Here is a 26,512-nt window from a genome sequence, read left to right as displayed (position 1 = left end):
CCCCAACATGCAGCATGTTGGGGCTTTTGTTCTACAAGGTGTAGCAAGATTTATTGGGCTGAGAATTCGTTGCCAACAAGTTCCTGCTTGTTCTCTGCTTGCGGAGTATGACATTGAGTACAGCTGTAGTACTCATTGTTTAACTTACCGTTGGCGAGCAGATGCGAAGGGTCGACTGCAGTTGCTTTCATGCGCTTGGCTTTCTCTGGGCTATGACAAGTAATACAGCCATTACGCTTCAAGGTGATGGGGTAATCCGCTTTGTGTGGGATCAATGGCGGTTGGTGGGCAAAGCCTCGCTCGATTGATTTACCACGCTTAGGATAAGTTGGCATTGCGTCTGCTGCACGCACGTCGGTGATTTCAGATTTACCTAACGAGCTGATATTAACAGGTTCGGCATTTTGACTAGCTTGTTGGCCAGAACAAGCGCTAAGCGCCATGACCAGCGCGGCTAAGGTGAGTACTTTTTTCATTGGTTGTTCTCCGCCTTTATGGCAATTCGGTTTTGATACTGGAAAACGCGTTGGGCACAGACATCGATACATCGTCCACATTGAGTACAGTCGCTATCGACTATGACAGGGTTATTTCCCTTCAAAGCAGGTTTTAATACCTGTCTTTCAGGGCAAACCTCAAAGCAATCCATACAGTTATCACAAGCACTGGCGCGAGTTGCTGCTACTTTTACCGGGCTAACTTTACCCAGTAGGGCAAACATTGCACCGGTTGGGCATAAGTGACTACACCATGCTCGTTCACTGATAAACAGATCAAGCAGGAAAATCACTACTAATACCCATAAGCCAGTGATAGCGCCAAATAACACTGCTCGATACAGCACGGGTACTGGGTTGACCCATTCCCAAGCTGTAATACCGGTTAGCACAGGTAAAATTAATACCATGGCAAGTAGGTAGTATCGCAGGTTACGCGGCATTTCAGCGAGGCGAGGTAGCGCCAGCTTTCTACGTAACCAACTGGCAGCATCAGTAATCATGTTGACAGGGCAGACCCAGCTGCAAAATACCCGTCCCCCAGCTAATGCGTAAAACAGTGCGATGATTGCCGCACCAAGCAAAAGGCTGATTTCAGGAATATGGCCTGCCATGATGACCTGAAGTGTCGTGAGCGGATCCGCTAACGGCACTAGCGCTAATAACTCACTGGCTGAGAGATTGCCTTTCAGTATCCATAACCCCATCCAAGGGCCGATGGCAAAAAGGCCGAGGACGAGCAATTGAGTGAGGCGGCGCAGCAATAAGAAGCGGTGAGCTTTAAACCAGCCCAGCTCATCAATTGCTGCTTGTGCAAACTTTGCCTTACTCATAGCTCAAACCCTTTGTTCAGCATCTCTAGCGTTGTGCTTTCTGTATCGATATACGTATCATGGTCAGCTGTTTTACCCAGTGCTATGGCGGTCGGCAACACCCTAATTGCAGCTTCTTCGAGCACACAAACATGTTCACATTTGCCACAGCCAGTACAGCTATCGCTGTTGACTGTGGGGAGGAACATTGCATGGTGGCCACTGCGTTCATTGTGTTGGCGTTCAAGGGTAATTGCGTCATCTATCAGAGGGCAAACTCGATAGCATACATCACACCTTAGGCCTTTAAAGTTGAGGCAGTTCTTTTCATCTATTAGCACCGCAACTCCCATTTTGGCTTGGTCGATATCCTCCAATTGCTGATCTAATGATCCTGAAGGACACACCTTAACGCAGGGAATGTCATCGCACATTTCACAAGGAATGTTGCGAGCAGTGAAATAGGGAGTACCTGTTGCTGCGCCTTCAAACCAGCGGGCTAGTTTGAGGGTGTCGTAAGGGCAAGCCTCGACACACAATCCACAACGAACACAGGCTGAAAGAAACTCCTCTTCTGCTAATGCACCGGGTGGGCGAATGGCAAGCGGATCTAGGTGCGATGACTTTGCCACACCTGTTACGCCTAATCCGACTAACCCCACAGCGCAACCCGCTTTAGCGGAGGCCGCTAAAAACTGGCGGCGATTAACGCCTTTGGCTGTGGATGTTGGTTTCGCCCGACTCATGATTATCTCCGTCTATGCTTCAATTAGGCTGTTAGGCCTTCATTACTTTCACAGGACACTTCTTAAAGTCTGTCTCTTTAGACAGTGGGTCAGTTGCATCAAGTAGTAACTTGTTAACCAGCTGACGCGCATCAAAGAACGGCATAAACACGACACCTTTTGGTGGCTTGTTACGGCCTTTGGTTTCTACACGGGTTTTCACTTCGCCACGTGGAGAGGCAACGATGACCTCATCACCACGTTTAAGACCACGAGTTTTCGCATCTTCTGGGTGCATGAAAATTTGTGCATCTGGGTAAGCACGGTAAAGCTCAGGTACACGTGCTGTCATAGAAGCTGTGTGCCAATGTTCAAGTACACGACCTGTAGACATCCACAGGTCATATTCAGCATTTGGCTCTTCTGCAGCTGGCTCAAATGGTAGAGCGAAAATCAATGCTTTACCGTCTGGCTTACCGTAGAAGTCAAACTCTTTTCCATCTTTCACATATGGGTCGCCAGCAGAGAAACGACGTAGCGTTTCTTTACCGTTAACCACAGGCCAACGTAGACCGCGAGTTTCATGGTAAGTATCAAAGTCCGCTAAATCATGGGCATGGCCACGACCAAACTGGGCGTACTCTTCGAAAATACCTTTCTGTAGATAGAAGCCAAAGTGCTCTGACTCTTCGTTCATATCACCTTTACAGTCTGAAACTGGGTATTTATCGATAGTGCCGTTAGCAAATAACACGTCATATAACGTCTTATCAGCATTTTCTGGTTGCTTAGCGATTAGTTCTGCAGGCCATACTTCAGACACTTTAAAGCGTTTTGAGAACTCAACTAGCTGCCACAAGTCAGATTTCGCGCCTTTTGGTGCTTTGACTTGTTGATGCCACATGTGTGTACGACGCTCTGCGTTACCGTAAGCACCTTCTTTTTCTACCCACATTGCTGTTGGAAGAATCAAGTCAGCCGCCATTGCTGTCACTGTTGGGTATGGATCTGATACCACAATGAAGTTTTCTGGGTTACGGAAACCAGGATAGATCTCATCGTTGATGTTCGGACCGGCTTGCATGTTATTGGTACACATAGTCCAGTAACAATTTAGCTTGCCATCTTTCAACATACGGCTTTGCAATACTGCGTGGAAGCCAGGTTTTGGCGGAATCGTACCTTCTGGTACTTGCCACAGTTTTTCTGTCATTGCACGGTGCTTAGGATTTGCTACGACCATATCAGCAGGTAGACGGTGCGCGAACGTACCCACTTCACGGGCAGTACCACAAGCAGAAGGCTGACCGGTTAATGAGAATGGGCTGTTACCTGGAGTAGCAATTTTACCGGTAAGTAGGTGCAAGTTATAAAGCATGTTGTTTGCCCAAACACCACGAACGTGCTGGTTAATACCCATGGTCCATAAGCTCATTACTTTCACTTTTGGATCGGCATAGGCTTTAGCAAGCTCAACAAGCTTTTCTGGCTCAACACCACTCATTTCAGCGGCATACTCTAAGGTATAGCTGCTTACAAACTTAGCGTATTCATCAAAGCTAATCGGTGTTGATTTACCATTACCTGGATTCTTGGCTTTCTTTTCGAGTGGATGATCTGGACGCAGACCGTAGCCGATATCTGTGGTACCTAAAACAAACTTAGTATGTTTGCTGACGAAGTCTTTGTTGACCGCATCATTTTGGATAATGTAGTTGGCTACATAGTTAAGAATCACTAAATCAGTTTGCGGCTTGAACACCATAGGGTTGTCAGCCAAGTCAAAACTGCGGTTTTCAAACGTAGACAATACATGTACGCGACCATCTGGGTTGCCTAAGCGGCGATCTGATAAACGCGCCCATAGAATTGGGTGCATTTCTGCCATGTTCGCGCCCCAAAGCACGAAGTGATCTGCAGCTTCTAAATCATCGTAGCAGCCCATAGGCTCATCGATACCGAAGGTACGCATGAAGCCACCTACCGCAGATGCCATACAGTGACGAGCATTAGGATCGATGTTGTTGGTAAGGAAACCAGCTTTATGTAGCTTAGAAGCGGCATAGCCTTCCCAAATAGTCCATTGGCCTGAACCAAACATACCAACACTGGTAGGGCCTTTGTCTTTTAGGCTTTTTTTCCATTTCTCAGCCATGGTGTCGAGCGCGACATCCCAGCTAACAGGGGTAAATTCACCTTCTTTGTCGTACTTACCATCTTTCATACGTAGTAAAGGCGAATCGAGTCTGTCTTTACCGTACATGATTTTAGATAGGAAGTAGCCTTTAATACAGTTAAGGCCTTTATTGACTGGGCTTTCTGGGTCGCCTTTAGTCGCAACAACTTTACCGTTGTTGGTACCGACTAAAACACTACAACCTACACCGCAAAAGCGGCATGGCGCTTTATCCCACTTGATGTTGTCATTCTGCTCAGCGGCTTCAACTACCTTTACTGGCAAAGTGACACCAACTGTGGTTGCAGCGGCAACGGCAGCGTTGGCTTTTAGAAACTCGCGACGGCTAATGCTCATGGTGTTTCCTCACTCTTTTCTTCTAATGGTTCAACTTGATGATATACAAGACTGCTTGATAGTACGCCCGAGAGGGCATTAATTGCTTCGACGTTATCCAGTATAGATGCTTGTGTCTCACCCTCTAGTGTGACGACCAATTTTCCTTCCTCGGTAACGGCGTGGATATCGGTGCCGGCTAAGGCATCGATTTGATGTTTGACCTGTATTAGCTCGGTTGGCGCTGCGTGCACCACTAAGCTAGTTACGTGATATTCCTGACTCATCTTTGGATGATCCTCAATGGCTATGATCATTTTGTTGCAGCGATTTGCCACAATAAAATAATCGTCAAGCTATAAATTGAGTCTAAACCTCATACAAAGTGTGGGTATACCCCACAAGAGGTATTGCTCGGTATTGTGGATCTAGATCAAACTTTTGAGCGTGATATTTATCACAGATTGAAATTTATACAAATAGCTTGTATGAAAGCTTATTTAGGGGCAGATTAATTAATGGGCCCTGCCGCTATCATTTTGATAAATAAGCTATTGAGAGTGGTTATCATTTAGGTTTTTAGCTATTTATAAAGAGGTATAATACCAATCGGCATAAAGATGTGTTCGCTCAGCGAGAGTTTAGCGCTTCTGAGACAAGGCAACGAATGAAGGGCATAGTTACGCTACGTTCAAGTTCGTTTACACAGTATCAGAAGTGCTAAAACTCGCCCTTTGGGAGTTTTTTGGGCTGCCTACTTCTTCGTTGAATAACTTCCCAATAGAACCACTATTACTTAAGTTATTCGTCTCGAACTAGTTTGCCAAAAATAGCTCTGAGTAGAGCACTTTCTTATGCCGATTGGTATTAAATAGCTAGATTTGGCCTAATAACCGGTTAACTCCATGTATCCTTTGGCTTGATGACTGCCCGTTGCGTTGATTGGGCCTTCCCAGTAGTTGACTGATAACGGCTGCAGCGCATTGGGATTCAATGGTGTGATGTTCAGATCTATTTGCTCTTGAGCAATACTGACTTGCCATTGTACGGGGTAGCGACGGTTATCGATTGTTTGCCATGCTGTGGGTTGCATCTTAATGGCATCGTTGGCAATGCTTCTGCCACTGCCATCTTTAAACATACGCCTTGCAGTGTAAAAGTTAGGTTCACCCCTGAGTTGAAACATCATCAATGCTGATCCGTCATCGAGGCGTAATGCAAACCAATCCCAGCCTTGCTGATTATTTTTGAGAAATTGCGAGCTCCATTCACGATCTAGCCAGGCTTGTCCACTGACAGCAAGGTTTTTACCTTGCACTTCGACCCAACCAGTGACATCGATAAAGGGTTGGCTGTAATAGTGGGAAGCCACTTCTCCAGTTGGATCTTTAATGCTGTAGCCTTGTTCTCCCTGAAGTTGATAGGGAGATTGTGTCGTTAAATTAAGTTGGTAGTTAAACTGTTTATCGGAAACTGATAATTGGGCTGGAAATAGCTCTTGGCTGCTCGACTGCCATCGCCAGTTATCAAGGGTGACACTAAAGGGGCTTGGGGTGACATTGGCTAATTTGGGATGTGCTCTGGACCAGCGCTCACTGGCTGAGTGGGTATCTTGGCTTGTTAGGGCACTGTGCGCCATAAATAATTGGCGCGTATTCCATGTGGATTGCGTGAGTGGATTTTTCTGTGCCGATGGCATTGTCTCCAAAGGAGGTGCAAGGGCTATACGAAACTGCGTCCATTGCACACCAATATCTCGGCCATTTTCAGTGGTGAGATTCGCCGTGAGATACCACCATTCCAGCCTAAAATCATCATGGGATTGATGATCTGCTGGAAAGTTCAGACGAGTAGTCGGTAGTACTTCGGCATAACCACTTTGTGTCACCCCCATGAGGTTTCCCATCGATGGGGCGGCCTCATTGGGTGCCTCAGAGCAACCTTGTAACCAGGTTAGTATGATTATCATTGCCAACATCAAATAGGGCTTCATAAAACCTCGCTTTGCAAACTGCTAACCAAAGGTCGACGAGTTTGTTGATAAAGTGGTAAAGCAACGGCTAACGTGCTGGCAATCAATGCCAATATAATAACTTGCCAGTATGCAGACCAATCCCACACCATCGCGATAGTCCAGCCAAATGCTTGATAAGTTATTTTATGGATCAATAGGTAACCCAGTATGGCCCCTGTTGGTAACGCGACTAAGCATGTCAGTAGAACAATAAGCCACATCTGCATAAACACCATGACTCGTAGCTGCGCTCGATTGACGCCAATACAATACAGTTTCGCTATCGCGGCTAATCGAGATTGGGTAAGCATAAAGCAGGCGCTAAACAGTCCAACTGCGGCCACTAATAACGTTAAACTGTTAAGTACTTGAGTGATGGCAAAGGTTCGCTTAAACATGGTTACAGCGAGCTGTTTTATACCTTGCTGGCTATAAATTTGTGCATCAGAAAGTTCAAATGTTTGCTGGATACGTAAGATGAGCGAATGTTCATCACCGTCGACGGCAACGGCCAGGCTGGTGGGAGTCGCGGGTAACTGATGTTGTTGCCATGTTTGCGGTGAAATGAGTAACTCGCCGTAGGGGTTACCATAGTCGAAATAGATACCTGCGAGCACAAAGGGTTGTTCGCCAAGTGCGGTAATGGGCATTTGGTCGCCAACACTTAGCCCAAGCTTGAGCGCCAATGGTTCACTGAGTAGCACATAGCGGCCGCTAAAAAACTGTTGCCATATATTATCTATTGCGGTTTTTAGCACGGTGGTTTGCTCTATCGAATCGGCATCGCGGGTCAGAATAAAGCTTGGATAACCTTGATAATTGGTTTTTAAATACCATTGCTGGTAAACATTTGTGGCATCGGGTTGTTGTTGCAGGTATTGATTTATCGGTTCAATTTTATCCCGAGGTGGGCGCATATAAAGGTCTGCATGCAATCTGGCATCGAGCCATTGTTTAAGGGTAATTTCAAAGCTACCAACTAAGGTGTTCATGGAAATGTTGGCCGTTAAGGCAAGTAATATTGCCATCATGGCTAGAGACAAGGGCGGCACTAACTCTTTGGTTTCGGCAATTTGATAGCCCCATAATCCAGTTTTATACAGTCGGCTAATCAGCTTAACCAGTTGCATTAAAATCCATGGCAGTGCCAACGGAATTGCCATGACCACTAAGCCCAGTAGTAACATGGTCAAGCGATAATCTTGGCTCATGGGAATCGCTATCGCGGCAATTAAGCCAAGGACTATTGCAATATACAGCATGGTTTTATGGGTTTTATTAGCATTATTTTCATTGGCAATATTGTTGCTGTTACGGGCCAATGGTTGCCGGTACAAATCAATAAAAAGCGATGCACAGGCAAGCAACGCGGCAACAAAGGTCAGTAATAGGGCTTGAAGTAACCAGCTCCAATGCCATTTACCGGGTAATATATTGGCGCCATAGAGCTGCTCTAAGGTGATGGAAACCATAGGTTGAAGCCAGTAGCTCAATTGCAGCCCTAAAAAGAAACCGATCCCTGCACCGATAACTACCAGTACCAATAGCTCACTGACAATTGCTGCCAGTAGGCTAATTTTTAAAATACCATGTTGCTGTAACTGAGTGAGTAAATGTTGGCGTTTAAGTAAGCTGTAGCGCACGCCGTTATAGGCGATAAATAGTCCGACAATAAAAGCTAGCAGGCTCATGGCCGTCAAGTTCAAGTGGAAGCTATCAGTCAGTGCAGCCATACTGGCACCGTTATCACTTTCGACCAGTACCGCTTGATGATTAATTATTTCTTCTATTTGGGGCAGTGCTAGGTCTAGCTCTCCAAACAGAGCGATATAACTGAGTTGGCCATGCTGCCCCAACAGTTGTTGGGCTAAAGAGATGTCCATAAGCAGTCGCTGGCCCAAATTTAGGTCATCGCTGACAGCAACCACGTCCAATAGGGTTCCTGCTAACTTAATTTTGCTTTGGCTCGCATACTTGTCGGCGAGTGTTTGTGACATGAGTACAATCGGCTTGCCTGCTAATAGGTCTGCCAACGGCAGTTCTGCGTTAAATGGACTGGCTGTGTCAGTGCTACTGTTGGTACTCTGGTGGGCGAATGCACTCACTGCGGCGATTAAATCACTGCCTTGTACTCGCCAAGCGCGAGCTTGCTCGTTGTTAAGTACACCTTCTATCACCGCCAGAGATTGACTAAACCCCGCTTGCCTAAGGTCGAAATAAATAGACTCATTGATATAGGATTGAGCAAATTTTGGTGAGATGGTGTAGCTAGCTTGCTGGCTTAATAGTTCGGTGACCGAGGAGTAACTTGCAATAGCATTCTCGTTGGTGGCTCTGACACCGGTAAGCAGTGTGACGGCGAGGATAATCCCCACTAAAATCGCACTGGCCGGCAACGGAGATTGACGATAGTGGGCTGCAAATATGATTAAGCTTTGCCAGTAACCTCGCGCTGTAAAGTTACTCATGTATCTTGCCTTGTTTTACATGGCAGCGGCGCTGCATGTAGTTGGCACACTCTTCACTGTGGGTCACCATGAGCACGGTGGTTTGCAATTCCGTAGTCAGTTTGGTCATCAGATCCATGACTTCGATACTTGCTTGTTGGTCTAAATTACCGGTAGGTTCATCCGCAAGTAATAATGCTGGTTGGTGTGCTAATGCCCTTGCAATGGCAACTCGTTGCTGCTGACCACCAGATAAAGATTGCACATGGCGAGACAGTAATTCCTTTAACCCCAGTACATTGACTAGATGGTCACACCAATCATTCCATTTTTTGCCATTTAAACTTAACGGAAACACGATATTGTGCCTAACATCAATCGGCGTGAGTAGATTAAATTGTTGAAATACGACGCCAAGTTGTTGATGGCGGAATTGACTCCAATCTTTATCAGTCCATTGCTGTGTTGAGTGATCGAGTAATTTGATTTCGCCGGTTGTGGCAGACTCAAAGCCAGCAATTAAGTTAAGCAGGGTGCTTTTACCGCAGCCACTTGCGCCCGTCAGCGCCACACTGTCGGCCTTATTGAGTGTAAAATCTAAATCATCTAGCACTTGATGGTGTTGGTCACCATCCATAAAAGCTTTAGCAAGCTTGTTTAGCTCAACGATTGCATGACTCATTATCACTCCATTGCTAACTGCTGCAATTTAACTTGGGGCTAGGTTGTTTAGCTTAAACTCAACCACCACATCATACCCGAATCTATATTGCTTACCATATAGATACATTGTAAATGAACAAACAGATCATAGTGTTAATGTTTGATGTTAACCGACGTTGTGCGTATAGCGACTAGGATTTGTTGATTCAGACTTACTGCTAGTGTTTGGAAGCGTGCTTGGGAAAGGGCAGTGTGGCGCATTGAGAGAGAACGTTTTAGTGCGACTTAATGTGGGCGGATATACAAGGTTTGGCTAAGCTAATATCGCCCAATGTTGATGACATTGGGCGATAATCTCGCTGTTATACCAAGTAAAAATACTGTTTGATCATTTAGTTTGATCACTCAGCGAGAAATAACAGGTTTACAGCATAGGCATTGAATGCCGAGAGTGATGACTCCCTCTCTTTTGACAGTGCTATGAGTTGACAACCTAGTTATTTCAATCGGTATTACTCTTCTTCTAAAGAATAAGGTAATGGTTGAACCGTCAATGACGAATCACTGCAGCCTGCGATACGCAGCTGGCTGCCAATTTCAGTATCGTTGGGCAGTACCGCAGTAAGCAATACTTGCTGTTGGTATTGAGCGACTTCAATGATGGTGCCAATCTTCTTAAAGCCATCTTCAATGGCGATTTCTAATTGGGATTCGGTGTTGATAGCGTCTGCAGAGGTGCCAGCAACAATATACAGTGCCCGCTTATTGCCGCCGCGATACTTCATTCGTGCGACAGTTTCTTGTCCCATGTAGCAGCCTTTCTCAAAGCTAATGCCATTGATGGCTTGCAAGTTACACATTTGCGGGACAAATTGCCCTTGATGACTGGCGCGAATGTTGGGGTAGCCCGCACTGATTTCTAATGCTTGCCATGCTTCGGCACGATACAGAGGCTCGTTGATAGACCCAAGCAGCGGCGTCGCCGCGCTTTGTTCAATGATGATAATGAAGCGGTCCGCATCTTTGAGTAATAAACCACCTGGAATATCGTTAACTTCATGGGTCAGTTCGCCAAAGTGATCATGTATCCAAGTTGCAGCATCATTACCAGCGACCCCTATAATACGGTAGTCATCACTTGCATCGGTCAGTTCCGCTTTGCTAAACACGGCGTATTTAGCCAACTGTGGCAAGTCTGCTTGCAAAGTATCTTTTGGCATCATCAGCATTAAGGCATCATCTAAGGCAAAGGTTCTAAATGCCGCCAGCATTTTACCTTTGGGATCGCAGTGCGCGCCCCAACGCCATTGTTGCTTTTCAAGGGAGCTAATGTCCGTTGTGACCTGACCATGAATAAAACTTCGACCCTGTTCACCGGTTACACGCATTAGGCCTAAGTGATCGAGTACAGATATCATTACAGCAGGAGTTTCGTCCGTATTGAGCCATTGTGGCTGTGAAAGACTTAAATTCATGGTATTTATCCTAAGCTAAGGCTGATTAAATATTAAAACAGTGTAACGCTGTCGTTTACTTAGCTAAAGATATATGGGCGATTATAAAAATTAAAAGGCTGCGGGTGTGATCCGTTATGCAAAACAGCAAAGGCAGAGGAAAAGATGGGTAATACAGTATGGCCAATGACGGTGATTGAGCAACAAGATGACGCGATTTTTGAACAACTTGTCGCGGGAGTAAGGCGTTTTAATGTTGCCAATATGGGCGAAGAGCGATCTCAGCCATTGATGGTGGTTGTTCATAATGATGAAGGTGAACTCATCGGCGGTGTGGCAGGCAGAACCATTTATCGCAACTTCTTAATTGAGGTTGTTTGGGTCGATAAGAGCTATCGCGGTACCGGGTTAGGGAGGCAGCTTATGCAGCGTGCTGAAACATTAGCAAAGTCGCGGCACTGTGTGATTGCCCAGCTCGATACGTTAGGCTTTCAAGCATTGGATTTTTACCAAAAGCTGGGTTTTGAAGTGATAGGCGAGGTGCCTGAACTAAGTAGCAGTCCGGCACGCTATTTTATGCTTAAGTATTACTAATCCTTACTTAGGGTCGCAGGCCCATATGGCTTATTTCAGCGCTAAAATAGCTCGACCTCACCTTCTTCAATACTGGATTGATTTGCCGCGGATTGACCACGGTTTTGCTCTGTTTCTAATAGGGTCATTAAGGCTTGTGTCAGTGCAGTATCAGACAGTTTGTTTGCTTGATGCTCTGCAAGCAACTGCTGACAAGCTCGCCAAGTGTCGAGGGTTCCTTTGGCATAATCGCCTTGCTGAGAAATAATATCGGCAAATTGCAGGGCACGAATACCATCATTAACGTTTTGGTTTAACGTACCTGCCATTTCATGGATGCTTTGCACGTCGCCTTTTACCTGATCCTGATTGCGATGGACGCCCAACAACATATCATCAACTTGTTGTTTAGACTCGGTTGCAAGTGACATGTCTATGGCGGCCATTTCTCCAACGGTGGCATTGGCTGATTTTACCGTTTGCTGGGCTTTACCAATCTCTTGTTCGATTTGGTTGTTCAGCTCTTCGGCCTTGACCGAAAGCTCGCGTACTTCTTGGGCGACAACTGCAAAGCCTCTTCCTGCTGTTCCTGCTCTAGCAGCTTCAATAGCGGCGTTGAGTGCAAGCAAGTTAGTTTGCTCAGACAAACCACGGACCTTAGTGAGTAGCGCAAACACATCGTCTAATTGAGATGACATTTCATGGATACTTTCAACAGCAGAACGGCTTTTTTCGGCGACTGAGTCCAGTGTGGCAATATACTGATTAATGATGGCTTCTGTTTTGGGCATGACATTGGACAAACAATAGGGGTTGTCTTTGTTTTCTAGAAGTAAATCAACCAGCTTTTCAGAAATGTGCACTTGCTCTTCACAGACTTGCTGTAAACCAAAGAAGCTATCATTTAGGGTTTCAACAGAGCTGCTGAGTACCTGAGTTTGCTTATCTAGTGGCTCAGATAACTTTGGTAAGCTCTCTTGTAATAGTTGATGAATATGTTTGGGGATTTCTGGCTCATCTTCGCATGTCGTCTCAATAGCTAGGGCAGCGATTTGCGCTTGTGCATTGATAGAAAAAGCTATCCAAGGTACGGCGGCAATGACCAGAACCAAACCGATATTCCAAGCCGATGCAAAGAGGGTGGTAATGACACCAAAAATGATGACTTGCAGCACGATTGCAACGGTAAAGTAGCGTTTCGAGACTGATTGCGAAATTGTGTCCATATGATCACCTAATCGTTTAGTTAAGCAGTTGGTTTAGAAACTGTGGGATCTGCTCTAAGTGTTTGGTGTATTTAACCGCACCGAGCTCTGTTGCCACTCGAGGCATGCCCCAAACAACACAGGTTTGCTCACTTTGTACAAGGGTTGTTGCGCCCGTTTTTTTCAGGGCGAGCATGCCGTTTGCGCCGTCTCGTCCCATTCCTGTGAGTAACACGGCAATGGCCTTGTTACCGCAGCTTTCAACGATGGAATTGAACATCACATCCACTGAAGGTTTGTGACGATTTTGTGGTGCAGTATCACTGACCTCTGCAAACAATTTTCCTTGTTGTCTACTGACTACTAAGTGCATATTTCCAGGCGCAACATAAGCACAGTTTGGCTCTAACACCGCACCTGATTCAGCTAGTTGCTGTACATGTAGTTGGCTTGACTCATTCAATCTTTGGGCAAAAGGTGCTGAAAATAACGCACTAATATGTTGGGTGATGACTATCGGTGGGGTGTCAGCAGGCAGGGCTGATAGCACGCGTTTTACCGCTTCGGTTCCTCCTGTTGAGGCACCAATAGCGATAAGCTCAATATTGGGGTTGCGAGGGCTGTCTCGTGGGATAACGATATCGCTTTTGCTAGGTTGAGACTTTGACACACAGGCCCCTGCGGCAGTGAGTATTTTTTCATTAACCAAACTGCGATAGCTCAACATGTTAGCGGTATGTTCAGCTGAGGGTTTTGGAAAGTAGTCAACGGCACCGATTTCTAGGGCTTGTAATGTTGCGCTGGCACCATGTTGAGTAAGGGTGGAGATCATCACCACTGGCATAGGTCTTAAGCGCATAATATTCTTAAGAAATTGAACGCCGTTCATTTTCGGCATTTCTATATCTAAGGTGAGTACATCAGGATTTAAGCGCTTTATAAGCTCTCTTGCCTCGAAGGGGTCTTCTGCGCTACCAACCACTTCAAGTAGCGGGTCTGATTGAATGATTTCAGTGAGCAGTGCGCGATAAACTGGAGAGTCATCAACCACCAGAACTTTGACTTTATTGATCATCGTGATTTCCATTTGTGAGTTAAAAACAGTGGTTGAAAATAGAATCGTGTTTAAAAACCGCCGGATACTGACTCGGTGATTGGATGGCAATGCGCTTCATCCATACTTGCCCGGTTTGTGGAGAAAATATTATTCTTCGAGAGCTGGCAGCGCCAATATCTTTGGCTAACACTTCTAACCCCTGCCGCGCACAGTAATCTAAAACGAAGCGGCTATTTTGTTCACCGATATTGTTGTGACTATTTTTTATGACAGCGCCACCAAATATTTTCACTTTTAAATTAGTACGCTGTGCACCAAGCTCCAGTAGTTCATGCACCAGTAGTTCCATGGCGTTGTCGCCATACCTTCCTGGCACCGACAGTAAGGCTTCTTCGTGACTTGTTTGGCTTGTTGGTAACAAGAAGTGGTTCATTCCGCCAATTGCTTGTACTGGATCCCAAATGCAGGCTGCGATGCAGGATCCCAAACCTGTACTGATAAATTCATGATGCTTGGTTGAGTACAGATCGCCAGCCACTACCCTGATGAGTGGGGTGCTATTTATTTGCTCCATCAGGCTATTGTATGTTTTAGGTGTTGCGGCTTGGGCGATACTCATGACTTATACCTTGATATAAATGGTCTTGCCAAGATGCTTTAAGCGTTGGCAATGGCTCGGAACACTCTCTGAATGGCCGATGAATAAGGTGCCGTGATCTTTCAGGTGATCGCAAAAATGCTCGATAAGTTGCTGCTGGGTTTCTCGGGTAAAGTAGATCATGACATTGCGGCAAGATATCAGATCAAATTGTTTATCAAACGGCCATTTATCTAATAAATTTAGTTGCTTAAAGTTGATGTGTTCACATAAGCAGGGTTTAGCTTTTATTTGATTAACATGGCCATTCTTGCCTTTAAGAAAGTTAGATTTGAGGTAATTTGCCGGGATACTTTCTAGCGAAGCAATATCGTAAACCCCCTGTTTAGCTTGCGCTAACACATTGGTATCTAAGTCGGTTGCCAGTAAATTGATGTTTTCTATGTGCTCAAAAGCACCACACTTATTCAAGCTGGCGGCAATACTGTAGGGCTCCTCTCCTGTAGAGCAGCCAGCAGACCATATTGCCACTTCTTGTTGGCGGCGCTTGATCCATTGAGGGACCAATTGCTGCTCCAAATATTCAAAGTGGTGATACTCACGAAAAAAGTGGGTTTTATTGGTTGTTAGGGCATTAATAAACTCCATTTTTATTTTGGGGTCAGTTTCGATAAGTTGTTGGTATTCATTAAAGTTGAATACATCAAGTTCACGCATTTTGCGACTCAACCGGCCGTACACCATGGCTTGCTTACAATCCGCAATAAAGATGCCGACCTGAGAGTGCATAAATTTTTGAATATACTTAAAGTCGGCATGTGTAATGCAAAACTCTGGGCTATCTAATTGCATATTTGCGTTTAGAACTCTTCCCATTCTTCACCACCTTCCGTTGCGGTAATACCTGAATTGACCACTTTGGCGCTTGGAATCTTACTCACGTTACTGGTGGTAGTTGGATTGCTCGATAGCGCGGCGACAGGCGCTTTAGGTTGATGTTCCTCTAACGTTGCCACTTGACTGTCAGTGACAAAGAAGTTCATTAGATTGAGCAGCTCTTTACCTTCAACCTTCATTGATTGGCTCGCTGCTGATGTTTCTTCTACCAGCGAAGCATTTTGCTGGGTCATTTCATCCATGGTTGCAACCGCACGATTAATCTCATCGATGCCCGTAGACTGTTCTTGGCATGACGCGGCAATTTGGCTGACAAGTTCGGTGACGCTTTCTACCGCTGAGACAATTTCATTGAGTGTGGCGCCTGATTCATCAACTAAACGGGAGCCTTCATCAACTTTCTCGACACTGTCTTTAATTAACCCTTTAATCTCCTTAGCTGCCGCGGCACTGCGTTGTGCTAAGTTACGTACTTCTCCTGCCACCACGGCAAAGCCTCGACCCTGTTCACCTGCTCGTGCCGCTTCAACCGCGGCATTAAGTGCTAATAGGTTGGTTTGAAAGGCAATCTCATCAATCACACCGATAATATCGGCAATTTTTTTGCTGGCAGTATTGATTTCTGCCATTGCTGAGACGGCATGGCCGACAACGGTGCCGCCTTTACCGGCTTTGAGTGCGGCATCTTTTGACAGCTCATTAGCGCCGTTGGCGTTATCTGCATTTTGTCTGACCGTTGCCGTCATTTGTTCCATGCTGGCGGCGGTTTCTTCAAGATTCGATGCTTGCGCTTCAACACGTTGGCTTAAATCGTTGTTGCCGTCAGCGATTTCACTGGACGCATTAGCGACCCTCGCAGAGGAAACAGTAATTTTGTCCACCATGTTACGTAGGTTGATGATTGAGGTATTGACCGCATTGGCAAGGCGTCCAAACTCACCAGCATGGTCATCACTCATCTGCAGCTTTAAATCGCCTTCGGCAACTTTACTCATGACATCGATACATTGTCCTAGGGGCTCGACTAGGGTGTCGAGCAGGTTGTTGACCCCATCTCCTAACTCTTTCATGAAGCCGCTATATCGGGAGGTGTCGATGCGTTCGTTCAGCTCACCGGCTATTGCCTTTTGGATGAGGCTTTCGACTTGGCGTTGGCCGTCTTGTTGCTCGGTAATGTCCACCCATTGAAGTGCCGGTCCCATAAAGTTGCCTTTAGCATCATGCATAGCAATACAGGTCAGGTTGAATTCCAATCCTGCTACTTTGATGTTTGAACTGAAAGGTAAACGATCGGGATTGGCGATAATGGCTTGCTGGTGGCTAGGATTTTTATGAAAAATATCAATCGATTTACCCACTAGGTTTTCTACATCAAACCCTGGAAAAACGTTCCTTAACTCTGCAGAACGTGAACCTAAAAGTTGCTTTAGTGAAGGATTAAGATACTGAATAATACCTTTAGTGTCTGCCATCATCAGGTTGGTTGTCATGCCCTCTACCGCTGAGGCTAGTCGGCCAATTTCAGCTTCTTTTGCCCGCTCTTCGGTGACATCACGCCATTCGAGTGAGCAACCAATATAGTGATTATTAGCATCTCTTACTGCAGCAACATTTAGCTCAATTTTGATATCTTTAATGGTGATATCAGTGCTATAGGGTAAGTTATTAGGGTCACTTAATAGCTGCCTTTGATGGGCGGGATCACGGTGAAATTCATCGATGCAGCGTCCCATTAACCACTCTTCAGTGGCACTAAACCCAGACCATACAGAGCGCATTGTCGACTCATGTTTTTTAAATAGCTCTAGGGTTTCTTGATTTAAATAGGTGATGAGTAGATCTCTATCGATCATCACCATGGCTGTTTGAGCTTGATTTATCGCTGCTTGTAGCCTGGCAATGCTATCTTCTTGGGCTCGGCTGTCAGTCACATCTCGCCATTCCAAGGTGTTGCCGACATAGTCTCCATTGCTATCGATAATGGCACCGACATTTAGTTCAAGTAAGGTACCTTTTATGTTGATTGTGGTGGTGTAAGGGAGGTTGCTGACAGAGGAGAGCAGTTGACGTTGATGGGATGGATCTTTATGGAAGTTATCAATGCAGTAACCCAACATATGGTCTTTGTTGGCTTTAAAGTTGGGCCATATAGACTGGAATGTGGTTTCGTGTTCTTTAAGCAGCTTGACCGATTGCTCATTGATGTAAGTGATTTTAAAGTCACGATCGACCATCATTAATGCAGTTTTTGCGGCGTTGAGGGCGGATAACAATTGGTCGTTTGTTAGGCCATCTTCAGTCGCTTCTGTAGGTTGAGATGAGATAAATCTTTGCCAAAATGCCATAATGACCTCTTAGTTTGTTGCTTGAAGTTGGGTATTGTTTAATGCTTCAAAATCAAAAAGTGCTGACATCATCATGACAATGAGTTCTCGGCCTTCTATGGAAGCAAGCGATTGAACATATTTAACTTTGTGTTCCAGTGTTGACGGCGGGGGCTTAAGTTCCTCGGGCGTGAGCTGATATACCTCTGCTACGGCATCGACGATGATACCAAGCGGATTGCGGGCGGAATCACTTAGTACCACCACCACGGTTGTTGGCGACAGGTTAGCGGGGTCAAACCCGAGTCGAGCACGTAAGTCCACTATCGGAACATATTCGCCGCGAATATTTAGCACGCCACGAACAAATTCTGGGGCATTAGGAATATCTCGAACATCTGTCCAGCCACGCACTTCTCTTACATCAAGAATTGGCACCCCGTATTCTTCACCTGCCACCATAAAGCTGAGAAACTCTTTAATATCGGCCATTTGCTGCCTCCACTTCCAAAAGCTTGTCAAGGTTCATTAGCTCGTCAGTATCTAGTAATGCCATGACTTGTTGGTCGAGGTTAAGCATGCCAACAACGAATGCGGCGATGGCTGATTCACCCATTGCAGGGTGCAATTCGTTGCTGCCTTGGGTGACGACGTCTGCAACTGAGTCGACAACAATGCCCATTAGTTGCTCCTTGTCTTTCAGTGCCCGGCGCATGACTAATACGACAGTGGTTGGGTGATAGGATGCTTTGCCGATGCCAAACCGCAGTCGAAGGTCGATGACAGGCACAATCATTCCGCGTAAGTTGATCACGCCTTTTACAAAAACTGGCGATCTTGGCAGAGGGGTAGGTTGCTCCCAAACCCGGATTTCTTCGACGCTATGAATTGCGATACCGTAGAGCTCAGCCCCAAGACGGAAGCTAAGAAAGTCGGCTTGTTGACGGTTTTCGTCCTCGGCATAGCTGAGTGCTTGCTGTAAATCTACGTCCATGTATAGCGATCCTTAAGCTGCGATATTGTTGCTTATCTTGTCACCTTGTCTGTTATTAAAGTCGGCAAGAATACCCTGTATATCTAAAATTAATGACACTGAACCATCCCCCAAAATAGTGGCACCAGAAGCACCTTTTACTTTGGTGTAGTTGGACTCTAGGCTTTTGATCACCACTTGTTGTTGGTCTAAAAGCTCATCAAGTAGTAATCCAACCCTTTGCCCTGCGGCTTCTACAAAGCAAATTATGTTATGTTCGGTGTTGCTTGTTTGTTGTAGCTCAAACTCTTGTTTGAGCCTCAATATGGGAATGTTTTCCTCTCTGAGCCGGTAAAGTTCAACACCTCCTGCGGCGGTGATGACACTGGATGGGTCAACTTGAATCGACTCGATGATGGTAAGCAGTGGAATCACATAAGTTTGATCTGCGACTCTGACCAATTGTCCGTCTAAAATGGCCAAGGTGAGTGGCAGAGAAATCGTGAACTGGCTGCCAACACCTTGCGTTGATACCACTTGAATATGGCCGCCGAGCGCTTCAATGTTACGTTTTACCACATCCATACCGACCCCCCGGCCTGAGATATCTGACACCTGTTCTGCGGTTGAAAAGCCGGGTTCAAAAATTAAATTAAGTACCTGCTGTTGAGGTATTTCAGAATAAAGCGTATCGGGCGGTAATACGCCCTTGTCGAGTGCTTTATCAAACAGTGCTTGTGGGTCGATGCCTGCTCCATCATCTTTAATTTCGATAATAATGGCGCCACCTTGATGATAAGCATTGAGGTTGAGTGTGCCTGTGGGGTGTTTGCCCATGGCTTGACGGATTTCTGGGGTTTCTATGCCATGGTCAATGCCATTTCTAACTAGATGCACTAATGGGTCGACGATGCGCTCAAGTACGGTTTTATCCAACTCAGTGTGTTCACCACTGACGATGAGATCTACCTGTTTTTCTAGTCGATTGGATAGGTCTCGTACAAGACGGGGAAAACGGCTAAAAGCAAAACTGACGGGGAGCATGCGTATATTGAGCACGTTCTCTTGGAGATCTTTACTGTTTTGCAGTAATTGATTGAGCCCAGCTTGAAGCTTTTCCAGTTTGTCGACACTAAAGTTATTGCCGATTTCAGTTAACATTGATTGGGTGATAACAAGTTCGCCGACCAGATTTATCAGCGCATCCACTTTATCGATATCAACACGGATTGAGGATACCGCAGTATCTGATTTTGAGGTTGATTTTGCAGCGGCTTTTACTTGTTCGCTGGGTGACGGAGTATTTGAGGGGGTGTCAGTTGCTGCTGGCTGACTATCTATAGACGCTACAGATGTTGCATCAGCTTTGCCATCCATGCTGTCATCACTATTGGGGCAAGTGATTTGTGTGATGGTTAAATCACACTCATCTTCAACCCATTCAAATACCTCTTTGATATCTTCAATCTTAATGTCAGAGGAGACGGTGATTTTCCATGCGCTATAGCAAAGCTCTTCATCAATTTCTGCAAGTTCAGGTAGCGAGTCTATCTGCAAATCTATGTGGATTTGCTCGTCGAGTTCAGTGAGCTCTCTAATAATCCTAAGAGGGTCATTACCACTATAAAATAGCGAGGGCAAAGGTTTAAATTCGATACTCCAACCACCGTTTGAATTGGCAGATTCAGCCTGGGCGCTTTCATCTGCTTTGATTGCAGTATCTACCTGCTCACCGCTGGCTGCTTCTGATTCAGTGCCAGCATCATTTAGCCTATTGAGCTCAGTAATGGTTGCTTGTTTTAGCTTAGGTTCAACATCATTACCTAACTCATAACCCTCTAACATCTCTTTGATACAGTCGCAGGCTTGCAATAGCACATCGACACTATGGCGATTAATACAGAGCTCGTTATTTCTAACTCGGTCAAGGTAGGCTTCTACAATGTGGGTAAAATCGCTGATATTAGGTAGGTTGAAGGTTGCAGCCCCGCCCTTAATAGAGTGTGCTGCACGGAAAATGGTATCTAAAGCCTCACCTTGAAAATCCGTTAATTGGGTATCAACCAGCATTTCTTCCAAGATCTGCAAATTGTCTTTGCATTCTTGATAAAAAATTTGGCGCAGCTGTTCCATATCCATATATCGGCTTCCATTTTTTTAACAGTGGGTGATGACTAAATGACACGTTTCAAGGTTTTAAGTAGGGTGTCTGGATTAAATGGCTTTACCAGCCATCCTGTTGCCCCTGCAGACTTACCTTGCTGTTTTTTATCTGCAGAGGTTTCTGTAGTTAACATGAGTATGGGAATAAACTTGTACTGGGGAATTTGGCGTATGGCTTGCACCAATTCAAAGCCCCCCATATTTGGCATGTTGACATCAGAGATCACCACATCAAATTTAGTGTGCTGGGTTTTCTTTAATGCATCACTGCCATCGTTAGCAGTTTCGACATGGTAACCAGCATCTTTTAAGGTGTGACTGACCATCTGACGAATAGAGATTGAGTCATCAACGGCTAGTATTTTTGTCATCCGTGAATCTCCCTTACTGAGGGGTTGGCATGTTGATAAAACGATCGTCATAGCCAAGGATCTTAATGGCATGACTGAGGGTTTCTGAACTTGATAGCAAGTCAATGTTGATATTGTGCTGCTTAGCGGTGTAAAACAACGAAGCGAGTAATTGAATACCTGCGGCATCAACACGGGCCACTTGATCGCCATGAATCTTGAGATCAGTATTGGCTTCGGTGTGATGTTTAAGCCAGGTAAGGTAGGTGGTTTTTTGCTGGCTCACCGAGGAGATATCGAGCACTTCTTCTAACAAACAATCCATGTCTACTCATCCTTTAATTAGCTTGCAATGAGTTGCCAAGCTGTGATTTCAGTCTAGGAAGGATTTGTTATTTCGCAAATGATTTCGACTAAATTTGGCGTTTTTGGTTGGCTAAGGTTATTGAATAAATAAAGTGAGAACTTTTGCATTTACAGCAGTTTATTTCTTATTCTATTAACCATTTTTTATATATGGATTTAATACTTTAGACTGACGTATATTGAGGCGGAAATATTAGTGAATGTGCTCGGTTGTGACATATTTAGTTACAGGAAGAAATATCCTGAAAGCAAATTATTGTCGTGCGAACAATAGCTTATCAAGGTATTTGTTGTCCATTTTCGGGTAATAAATAGCAGAAAATAAAAGGCAAAGATGACTCATCTTCGCCTTTTAGAAGGGGGAGTTTACCTAATGTAGCAGGCGAGCCCGAATGGTGCCTTCAATGGCTTTCATCTGCTCTAACGCTTCAAGGGCTTGATCGGAGTCGACTTCCATAACTACATAACCAATTTCTGCTGTGGTTTGTAAGTATTGCGCCGCGATGTTGATCCCTTTCTCTGCAAAGGCTTGGTTAATCTTAATCAAAATACCTGGCTTGTTATGGTGAATATGCAACAGGCGTGAAGCATTTTCATGTTGAGCAAGCGAAACTTCTGGGAAGTTTACAGCAGTCATGGTTGAACCATTGTCAGAGTATTTAGCTAACTTACCAGCAACTTCAATACCGATATTCTCTTGCGCTTCTTGGGTGCTGCCACCCACATGAGGTGTCAAGATGACATTATCTAGTCCACGTAATGGGCTGATAAATTCATCATCATTGGATTTAGGCTCAACGGGGAATACATCAATGGCTGCACCGACAATGCGTTCACTTTGAATTGCTTGTGCTAGTGCATCAATATCAACCACAGTACCGCGAGAGGCATTGATGAGGATACTACCTTGCTTCATACAATCTAGCTCAGCGGCGCCAATCATCTCTTTGGTCTGAGCGGTTTCTGGCACGTGCAAACTAACCACATCAGCTAAAGATAGCAGCTCTTGCATCGAATGAATTTGCTGCGCGTTACCGAGGGGAAGTTTATCTTCAATGTCATAAAATACCACTCGCATACCTAAGGTTTCCGCCAGAATACCGAGTTGGGTACCAATGTGGCCGTATCCGATCACACCGAGGGTTTTTCCGCGAGCTTCATAACTACCGACAGCGCTTTTCAGCCAGCCACCGCGATGGGCTAGAGCATTGCGTTGCGGAATACCGCGGAACAACATAATGATTTCACCTAGTACTAGCTCCGCGACACTTCGAGTATTCGAAAAAGGTGCATTAAATACCGGGATGCCGCGCTTTTCGGCAGCAGCAAGGTTGACTTGGTTTGTTCCAATACAGAAGCAACCAATTCCTACCAGCTTCTCCGCATGATCTAGGACTTTTTCGGTGATTTGGGTACGCGAGCGAAGACCAACAAAGTGTGCATCTTTAATGGAAGCAAGAAGCGCTTCCTCCCCGAGTGATGCCTTGTGATACTCTATATTGCTGTATCCTGCACGTTCAAAAACATCAACGGCAGACTGGTGGACGCCTTCCAACAGCAGGATCTTGATCTTATCCTTGTCCAGCGAATGTTTCGCCATGATTTGGGTACCCTCTTATTTATTGTTGCTACAATGTCACTATCAATGATGTAATTATTATTATGCCCCCACAAAATAGCACTTTTTTTCACCACTGTGGAGGGCTAGATGGCTAAAGTTATTATTCTGATAATAAAACAATATCTTCTAAGGAGTGCTTATTTTGAATAAAAGCGCTATTTGGCTCACAATATTTTTCGCGGTGCTGATTTGGTCGGGTGTTCAGCCTAAAGATCAGTTCACTTGGTTTTTGGAAGTGCTGCCTGCAATCATTGCTTTGCCTATCCTTTATTTTACTCGTAAGTCGTTTCCATTAACGTCCTTAGCTTATGGGTTGATACTGGTGCATGCCGTTATTTTAATGGTAGGAGGTCACTATACCTATGCAGAAGTGCCGCTATTTGATGATATAGCTAACTGGATGGGATCGGAGCGCAATAATTACGATAAGGTTGGCCATTTTGCTCAGGGCTTCATTCCTGCTTTGTTAGCCAGAGAAGTGTTAATCAGGCAGCAGGTATTACAACCTGGAATGTGGTGCCACTTTCTAGTGTGCTGCTTCGCGTTAGCACTGTCTGCATTTTATGAATTGATAGAGTGGTGGGTGGCGCTCGCAACTGGCGAGGATGCCGAAGCCTTTTTAGGTACCCAAGGTTATGTTTGGGATACGCAGTCGGATATGTTGCTGGCACTGATCGGCGCAATTAGCTGCATTACATTATTAAGTAAGTACCATGATCGGTTAATTAAGAATATTCAATAAGCTAGTGAGCTGAATATTCTGTATAAAATAAATTATGTGAATTTTTTAATGCGCCATATTCTATATTTTATTTTCTTTATAACTAAATGTTACTTTGCTGTTGCATTTGTTGATATAGTATTGGCGTTCATACTTTTTTACTATGGTATTTAGCTTCGATTTATTCGAATCTACTAAACCTATCATAGAAAGTCATAATTCTGATTGATAGGGAGAGGTGATTAACATGATTCATCGGTTAATCGCTAACTTTTCAGGGAGAGAAGTGAATGAGTAAAATTGACGAGTTAGTCTTTCTACATCAAGTGGCTGCACCTTGCCACTTGGCTGTATTGGCCGAGTCTATCGGCCTAAAAACACGGATTGTTAAGCAAGTTTCAGAACTTGATCCAGAGCGAGATAATAATAGTTTCTACCTTATCGCCCAAAAAGGCGCCGCATTAGATAATAAAGGCATTCCACTGTTAGCATCGCGGCTGGTACCCCATGTACCAGTAGCCTTGTATCAAGTTGAGCGTGATACCTTAGAGGCAGAGTCTGCATTGTTGTTAGGAATAAGGGGCTTGTTGTATGCCGATCAGCGGATGGATCTATTACTGACTGGGTTGCGTAAAATGGTGGGAGATGAGTTATGGTATGACAGAACGTTGATTTCAAAAATGTTTCGTCAGCTGGTAAAACGTCTTGATGGTGCCAATGACTTTTCTCAAGATACAGTGGCGATGCTACAGATGTTGACGGGAAGAGAACGAACTATTATTCAGTTAGTTTCTAGTGGAGCGAGAAATAAAGAGATTGCTCATCGTTTGTGTATTAGTGAGCATACGGTGAAGGCTCACATCTCTTCTATTTTTAGAAAAACTCAATCGAGAAATCGAGTTGAATTATTACGCTGGGCACAAACTTACCAGAGCCATTTTGAATTATGCTCATAATTTAGACTTTGTAAATTTGGTATAAAAAAAGGGAGCTTATGCTCCCTTTTTATTAACTAAATCTAATTAGTTTTGAATAATAGTTGCTACGTTTAGGTCACCCATTTGAGTCACACTAATCATATTGTCTGTCCCGGTTTGAGAACCTACTACTAAGTTATCGTTACCTGTTTGAGATACGGTTAGGCTGTTGTTGTCACCCGTAACAGCAAACTCGGCAGTTGTATCGCCACCAACCCAGTTACCATCACCAAGTTGAGTGATGTTTGCAAAGTTCTCATCACCTTGAATCAGCAAATCAATGACGTTCAAATCACCGTCTTGCATTGTATCAACTTCAACATTTAAGTTGCCAGCAACGGTTACAATCGCTTCATTATCTTCACCAATTTGACCCACGGTCACATCATTGTCCATGCCCTCAGTAATGACTTCTGCGTAGTTGACATCACCTTCTTGCGTCACTTCAATGTTATTACCGTCTAAAACAGCAAATGCAACAATTTCATTGCCATCACCAGTCGATGAAAGAGTGAATTCGTTACTTAAACCATAAGCACCAAATGTGGCGAAGTTACCGTCACCGACTTGGTCAAGATCAACTGTATTGTCATCACCCCAAACTTGGAATTCAGCACCGTTGACATCACCAACTTGGTTAATATCTATGGTGTTTTCGTTACCTTGCACATCAGCGACAAGGATATCACCAATGACGTTACCGTCACCATTTTGGGTAATGGTGACATCATTTTCATTACCGGTAGTGAATTGCATGTAAGCGCGGTTACTATTACCGTCTTGGTCGATAGTAATGGTATTTTCATTGCCCGCTAAGGTGTAAACAAAACCTGCGTTTAAATCACCAACTTGATTAACATCAAACGTGTTATCGTCACCGGCCACACCCTGAACACCTGCAAAGTTGAAGTCACCTTCTTGGTAGATTGTGACGTCATTGTTGTTACCCACGTTGGGTGTTAATGCAAGAGAAACCATGCCTGCTAGGTTTTCGTTACCTAGTTGAGTGATGCTACCGTCGTTGCCATCACCTTCAACTAAGAACAAAGATTCATTGTTATCACCTTGCTGGTCAATAACTGCAGAGTTACTGTCACCTAGAAGGTCGATGTCTGAAACGTTGGTTTCGCCAATTTGCAATACATCAACAGTGTTTTCGTTTCCTACAACAAGTGCATCAGATTGGTTCCAGAAACCAGCTTGATCTGTTGTCGCTTCGTTGCCATTACCTTCAATGTCGATACTTGATACGTGCCAATCATCTACTTGGTCAACCACAACGTTGTTGCTTTCGCCTTCTGACTCAACATAAGCTTCATGCCAAACACCATTTTGGGTGATTGTGGCTGTTTGGTCATCACCAAGTTGGTCCACAGTTGTGATGTTTAGGTCGCCAGTTTGTGTGACAGTGACTTCCTGACCAACAACAGCTGCATCTGGTGCAGTAGCGATGGTTTGATTAATGGTTGCTTCATTATCTGATGCGGCGATAGCTTGAGCTGATATGCCAAAGCTGGCGGTAATAGCTAAAGCGATAATAGACTTCTTTGCTTGCGATCTCAT

The 26,512-nt window shown here is 44.8% G+C and carries 24 protein-coding genes; 3 read left to right on the top strand and 21 right to left on the bottom strand.

Annotation, left to right across the window (positions count from 1 at the left end):
* Positions 1-50: 50 nt before the first annotated feature.
* The 9 genes from ACHUFW_RS05675 to ygfZ all read right to left on the bottom strand — a co-directional run bounded on the left by ACHUFW_RS05675 (position 51) and on the right by ygfZ (position 11,145).
* On the bottom strand, positions 51-476 hold the full coding sequence (locus ACHUFW_RS05675) for a nitrate reductase cytochrome c-type subunit (protein ID WP_394201338.1): 426 nt from the start codon (positions 474-476) through the stop codon (positions 51-53).
* On the bottom strand, positions 473-1,330 hold the full coding sequence (gene napH / locus ACHUFW_RS05670) for a quinol dehydrogenase ferredoxin subunit NapH (RefSeq protein WP_394201336.1): 858 nt from the start codon (positions 1,328-1,330) through the stop codon (positions 473-475). Before napH ends, ACHUFW_RS05675 begins: the two co-directional genes overlap by 4 nt.
* Positions 1,327-2,055, bottom strand: coding sequence for a ferredoxin-type protein NapG (gene napG / locus ACHUFW_RS05665; RefSeq protein WP_394201334.1), 729 nt, complete (start codon positions 2,053-2,055; stop codon positions 1,327-1,329). The genes napH and napG overlap by 4 nt, the downstream gene beginning before the upstream one ends.
* Before the next feature lie 31 nt (positions 2,056-2,086).
* Positions 2,087-4,567 carry a nitrate reductase catalytic subunit NapA gene (napA, locus tag ACHUFW_RS05660; protein ID WP_394201332.1) on the bottom strand — a complete coding sequence of 827 codons (2,481 nt, stop codon included), beginning with the start codon at positions 4,565-4,567 and terminating at the stop codon, positions 2,087-2,089.
* Positions 4,564-4,833 (bottom strand): chaperone NapD, encoded by a 270-nt coding sequence (locus ACHUFW_RS05655; RefSeq protein ID WP_394201330.1) that lies wholly within the window; start codon positions 4,831-4,833, stop codon positions 4,564-4,566. The genes napA and ACHUFW_RS05655 overlap by 4 nt, the downstream gene beginning before the upstream one ends.
* Before the next feature lie 599 nt (positions 4,834-5,432).
* Entirely contained in the window at positions 5,433-6,539 is a 1,107-nt protein-coding gene (locus ACHUFW_RS05650) for a lipocalin-like domain-containing protein (RefSeq protein ID WP_394201328.1), read from the bottom strand.
* The gene (locus ACHUFW_RS05645) at positions 6,536-9,028 is read right to left on the bottom strand and encodes an ABC transporter permease (RefSeq protein WP_394201326.1); all 2,493 of its coding nucleotides are present in this window, start codon (positions 9,026-9,028) and stop codon (positions 6,536-6,538) included. Before ACHUFW_RS05645 ends, ACHUFW_RS05650 begins: the two co-directional genes overlap by 4 nt.
* Positions 9,021-9,689, bottom strand: a complete 669-nt coding sequence (locus ACHUFW_RS05640; RefSeq protein ID WP_394201324.1) for an ABC transporter ATP-binding protein — start codon at positions 9,687-9,689, stop codon at positions 9,021-9,023. The genes ACHUFW_RS05645 and ACHUFW_RS05640 overlap by 8 nt, the downstream gene beginning before the upstream one ends.
* Before the next feature lie 493 nt (positions 9,690-10,182).
* Positions 10,183-11,145, bottom strand: a complete 963-nt coding sequence (gene ygfZ, locus ACHUFW_RS05635; protein ID WP_394201322.1) for a tRNA-modifying protein YgfZ — start codon at positions 11,143-11,145, stop codon at positions 10,183-10,185.
* 144 nt (positions 11,146-11,289) lie between these two features.
* Here ygfZ and ACHUFW_RS05630 point away from each other — a divergent pair, with 144 nt between their 5' ends.
* Complete coding sequence (locus tag ACHUFW_RS05630; RefSeq protein WP_394201320.1) at positions 11,290-11,718, top strand: GNAT family N-acetyltransferase; 429 nt, start codon at positions 11,290-11,292, stop codon at positions 11,716-11,718.
* 41 nt (positions 11,719-11,759) lie between these two features.
* Here ACHUFW_RS05630 and ACHUFW_RS05625 read toward each other — a convergent pair whose 3' ends face one another.
* The 11 genes from ACHUFW_RS05625 to serA form a co-directional block, all read right to left on the bottom strand.
* Positions 11,760-12,923: a methyl-accepting chemotaxis protein gene (locus tag ACHUFW_RS05625; protein WP_394201318.1), complete on the bottom strand. Its 1,164-nt coding sequence runs from the start codon at positions 12,921-12,923 to the stop codon at positions 11,760-11,762.
* Between the two features lie 16 nt (positions 12,924-12,939).
* Entirely contained in the window at positions 12,940-13,977 is a 1,038-nt protein-coding gene (locus ACHUFW_RS05620) for a protein-glutamate methylesterase/protein-glutamine glutaminase (RefSeq protein ID WP_394201316.1), read from the bottom strand.
* A gap of 19 nt (positions 13,978-13,996) precedes the next feature.
* Positions 13,997-14,578, bottom strand: coding sequence for a chemoreceptor glutamine deamidase CheD (locus ACHUFW_RS05615; protein WP_394201315.1), 582 nt, complete (start codon positions 14,576-14,578; stop codon positions 13,997-13,999).
* A gap of 3 nt (positions 14,579-14,581) precedes the next feature.
* The gene (locus tag ACHUFW_RS05610) at positions 14,582-15,433 is read right to left on the bottom strand and encodes a CheR family methyltransferase (protein ID WP_394201313.1); all 852 of its coding nucleotides are present in this window, start codon (positions 15,431-15,433) and stop codon (positions 14,582-14,584) included.
* Positions 15,418-17,799 (bottom strand): aerotaxis transducer Aer2, encoded by a 2,382-nt coding sequence (gene aer2, locus ACHUFW_RS05605; RefSeq protein ID WP_394201312.1) that lies wholly within the window; start codon positions 17,797-17,799, stop codon positions 15,418-15,420. The genes ACHUFW_RS05610 and aer2 overlap by 16 nt, the downstream gene beginning before the upstream one ends.
* A 9-nt stretch (positions 17,800-17,808) precedes the next feature.
* Complete coding sequence (locus ACHUFW_RS05600; RefSeq protein ID WP_394201310.1) at positions 17,809-18,270, bottom strand: chemotaxis protein CheW; 462 nt, start codon at positions 18,268-18,270, stop codon at positions 17,809-17,811.
* Complete coding sequence (locus ACHUFW_RS05595; RefSeq protein ID WP_394201309.1) at positions 18,257-18,772, bottom strand: chemotaxis protein CheW; 516 nt, start codon at positions 18,770-18,772, stop codon at positions 18,257-18,259. The genes ACHUFW_RS05600 and ACHUFW_RS05595 overlap by 14 nt, the downstream gene beginning before the upstream one ends.
* A 12-nt stretch (positions 18,773-18,784) precedes the next feature.
* Positions 18,785-20,890 carry a chemotaxis protein CheA gene (locus ACHUFW_RS05590; protein WP_394201308.1) on the bottom strand — a complete coding sequence of 702 codons (2,106 nt, stop codon included), beginning with the start codon at positions 20,888-20,890 and terminating at the stop codon, positions 18,785-18,787.
* 35 nt (positions 20,891-20,925) lie between these two features.
* Complete coding sequence (locus ACHUFW_RS05585) at positions 20,926-21,285, bottom strand: response regulator (RefSeq protein ID WP_394201306.1); 360 nt, start codon at positions 21,283-21,285, stop codon at positions 20,926-20,928.
* Between the two features lie 13 nt (positions 21,286-21,298).
* A complete protein-coding gene (locus ACHUFW_RS05580) occupies positions 21,299-21,589 on the bottom strand; it encodes an STAS domain-containing protein (protein WP_394201304.1) in 291 nt (96 codons plus the stop codon).
* Positions 21,590-22,000: 411 nt separating this feature from the next.
* Entirely contained in the window at positions 22,001-23,230 is a 1,230-nt protein-coding gene (serA, locus tag ACHUFW_RS05575) for a phosphoglycerate dehydrogenase (RefSeq protein ID WP_394201302.1), read from the bottom strand.
* Between the two features lie 163 nt (positions 23,231-23,393).
* Between serA and ACHUFW_RS05570 the strand changes: the two genes are divergently transcribed.
* On the top strand, positions 23,394-23,993 hold the full coding sequence (locus ACHUFW_RS05570; RefSeq protein WP_394201300.1) for a DUF2238 domain-containing protein: 600 nt from the start codon (positions 23,394-23,396) through the stop codon (positions 23,991-23,993).
* A 269-nt stretch (positions 23,994-24,262) separates the two neighbouring features.
* Positions 24,263-24,928 (top strand): helix-turn-helix transcriptional regulator, encoded by a 666-nt coding sequence (locus ACHUFW_RS05565; RefSeq protein ID WP_028772042.1) that lies wholly within the window; start codon positions 24,263-24,265, stop codon positions 24,926-24,928.
* A 66-nt stretch (positions 24,929-24,994) separates the two neighbouring features.
* Here ACHUFW_RS05565 and ACHUFW_RS05560 read toward each other — a convergent pair whose 3' ends face one another.
* The gene (locus ACHUFW_RS05560) at positions 24,995-26,512 is read right to left on the bottom strand and encodes a curlin (protein ID WP_394201298.1); all 1,518 of its coding nucleotides are present in this window, start codon (positions 26,510-26,512) and stop codon (positions 24,995-24,997) included.

The sequence above is a fragment of the Shewanella waksmanii genome, assembly GCF_043643685.1.
Classification (GTDB): domain Bacteria; phylum Pseudomonadota; class Gammaproteobacteria; order Enterobacterales; family Shewanellaceae; genus Shewanella; species Shewanella waksmanii_A.
Note: the sequence above shows the minus strand (reverse complement) of the source record. Positions and strands in the feature narration are given on the sequence as shown.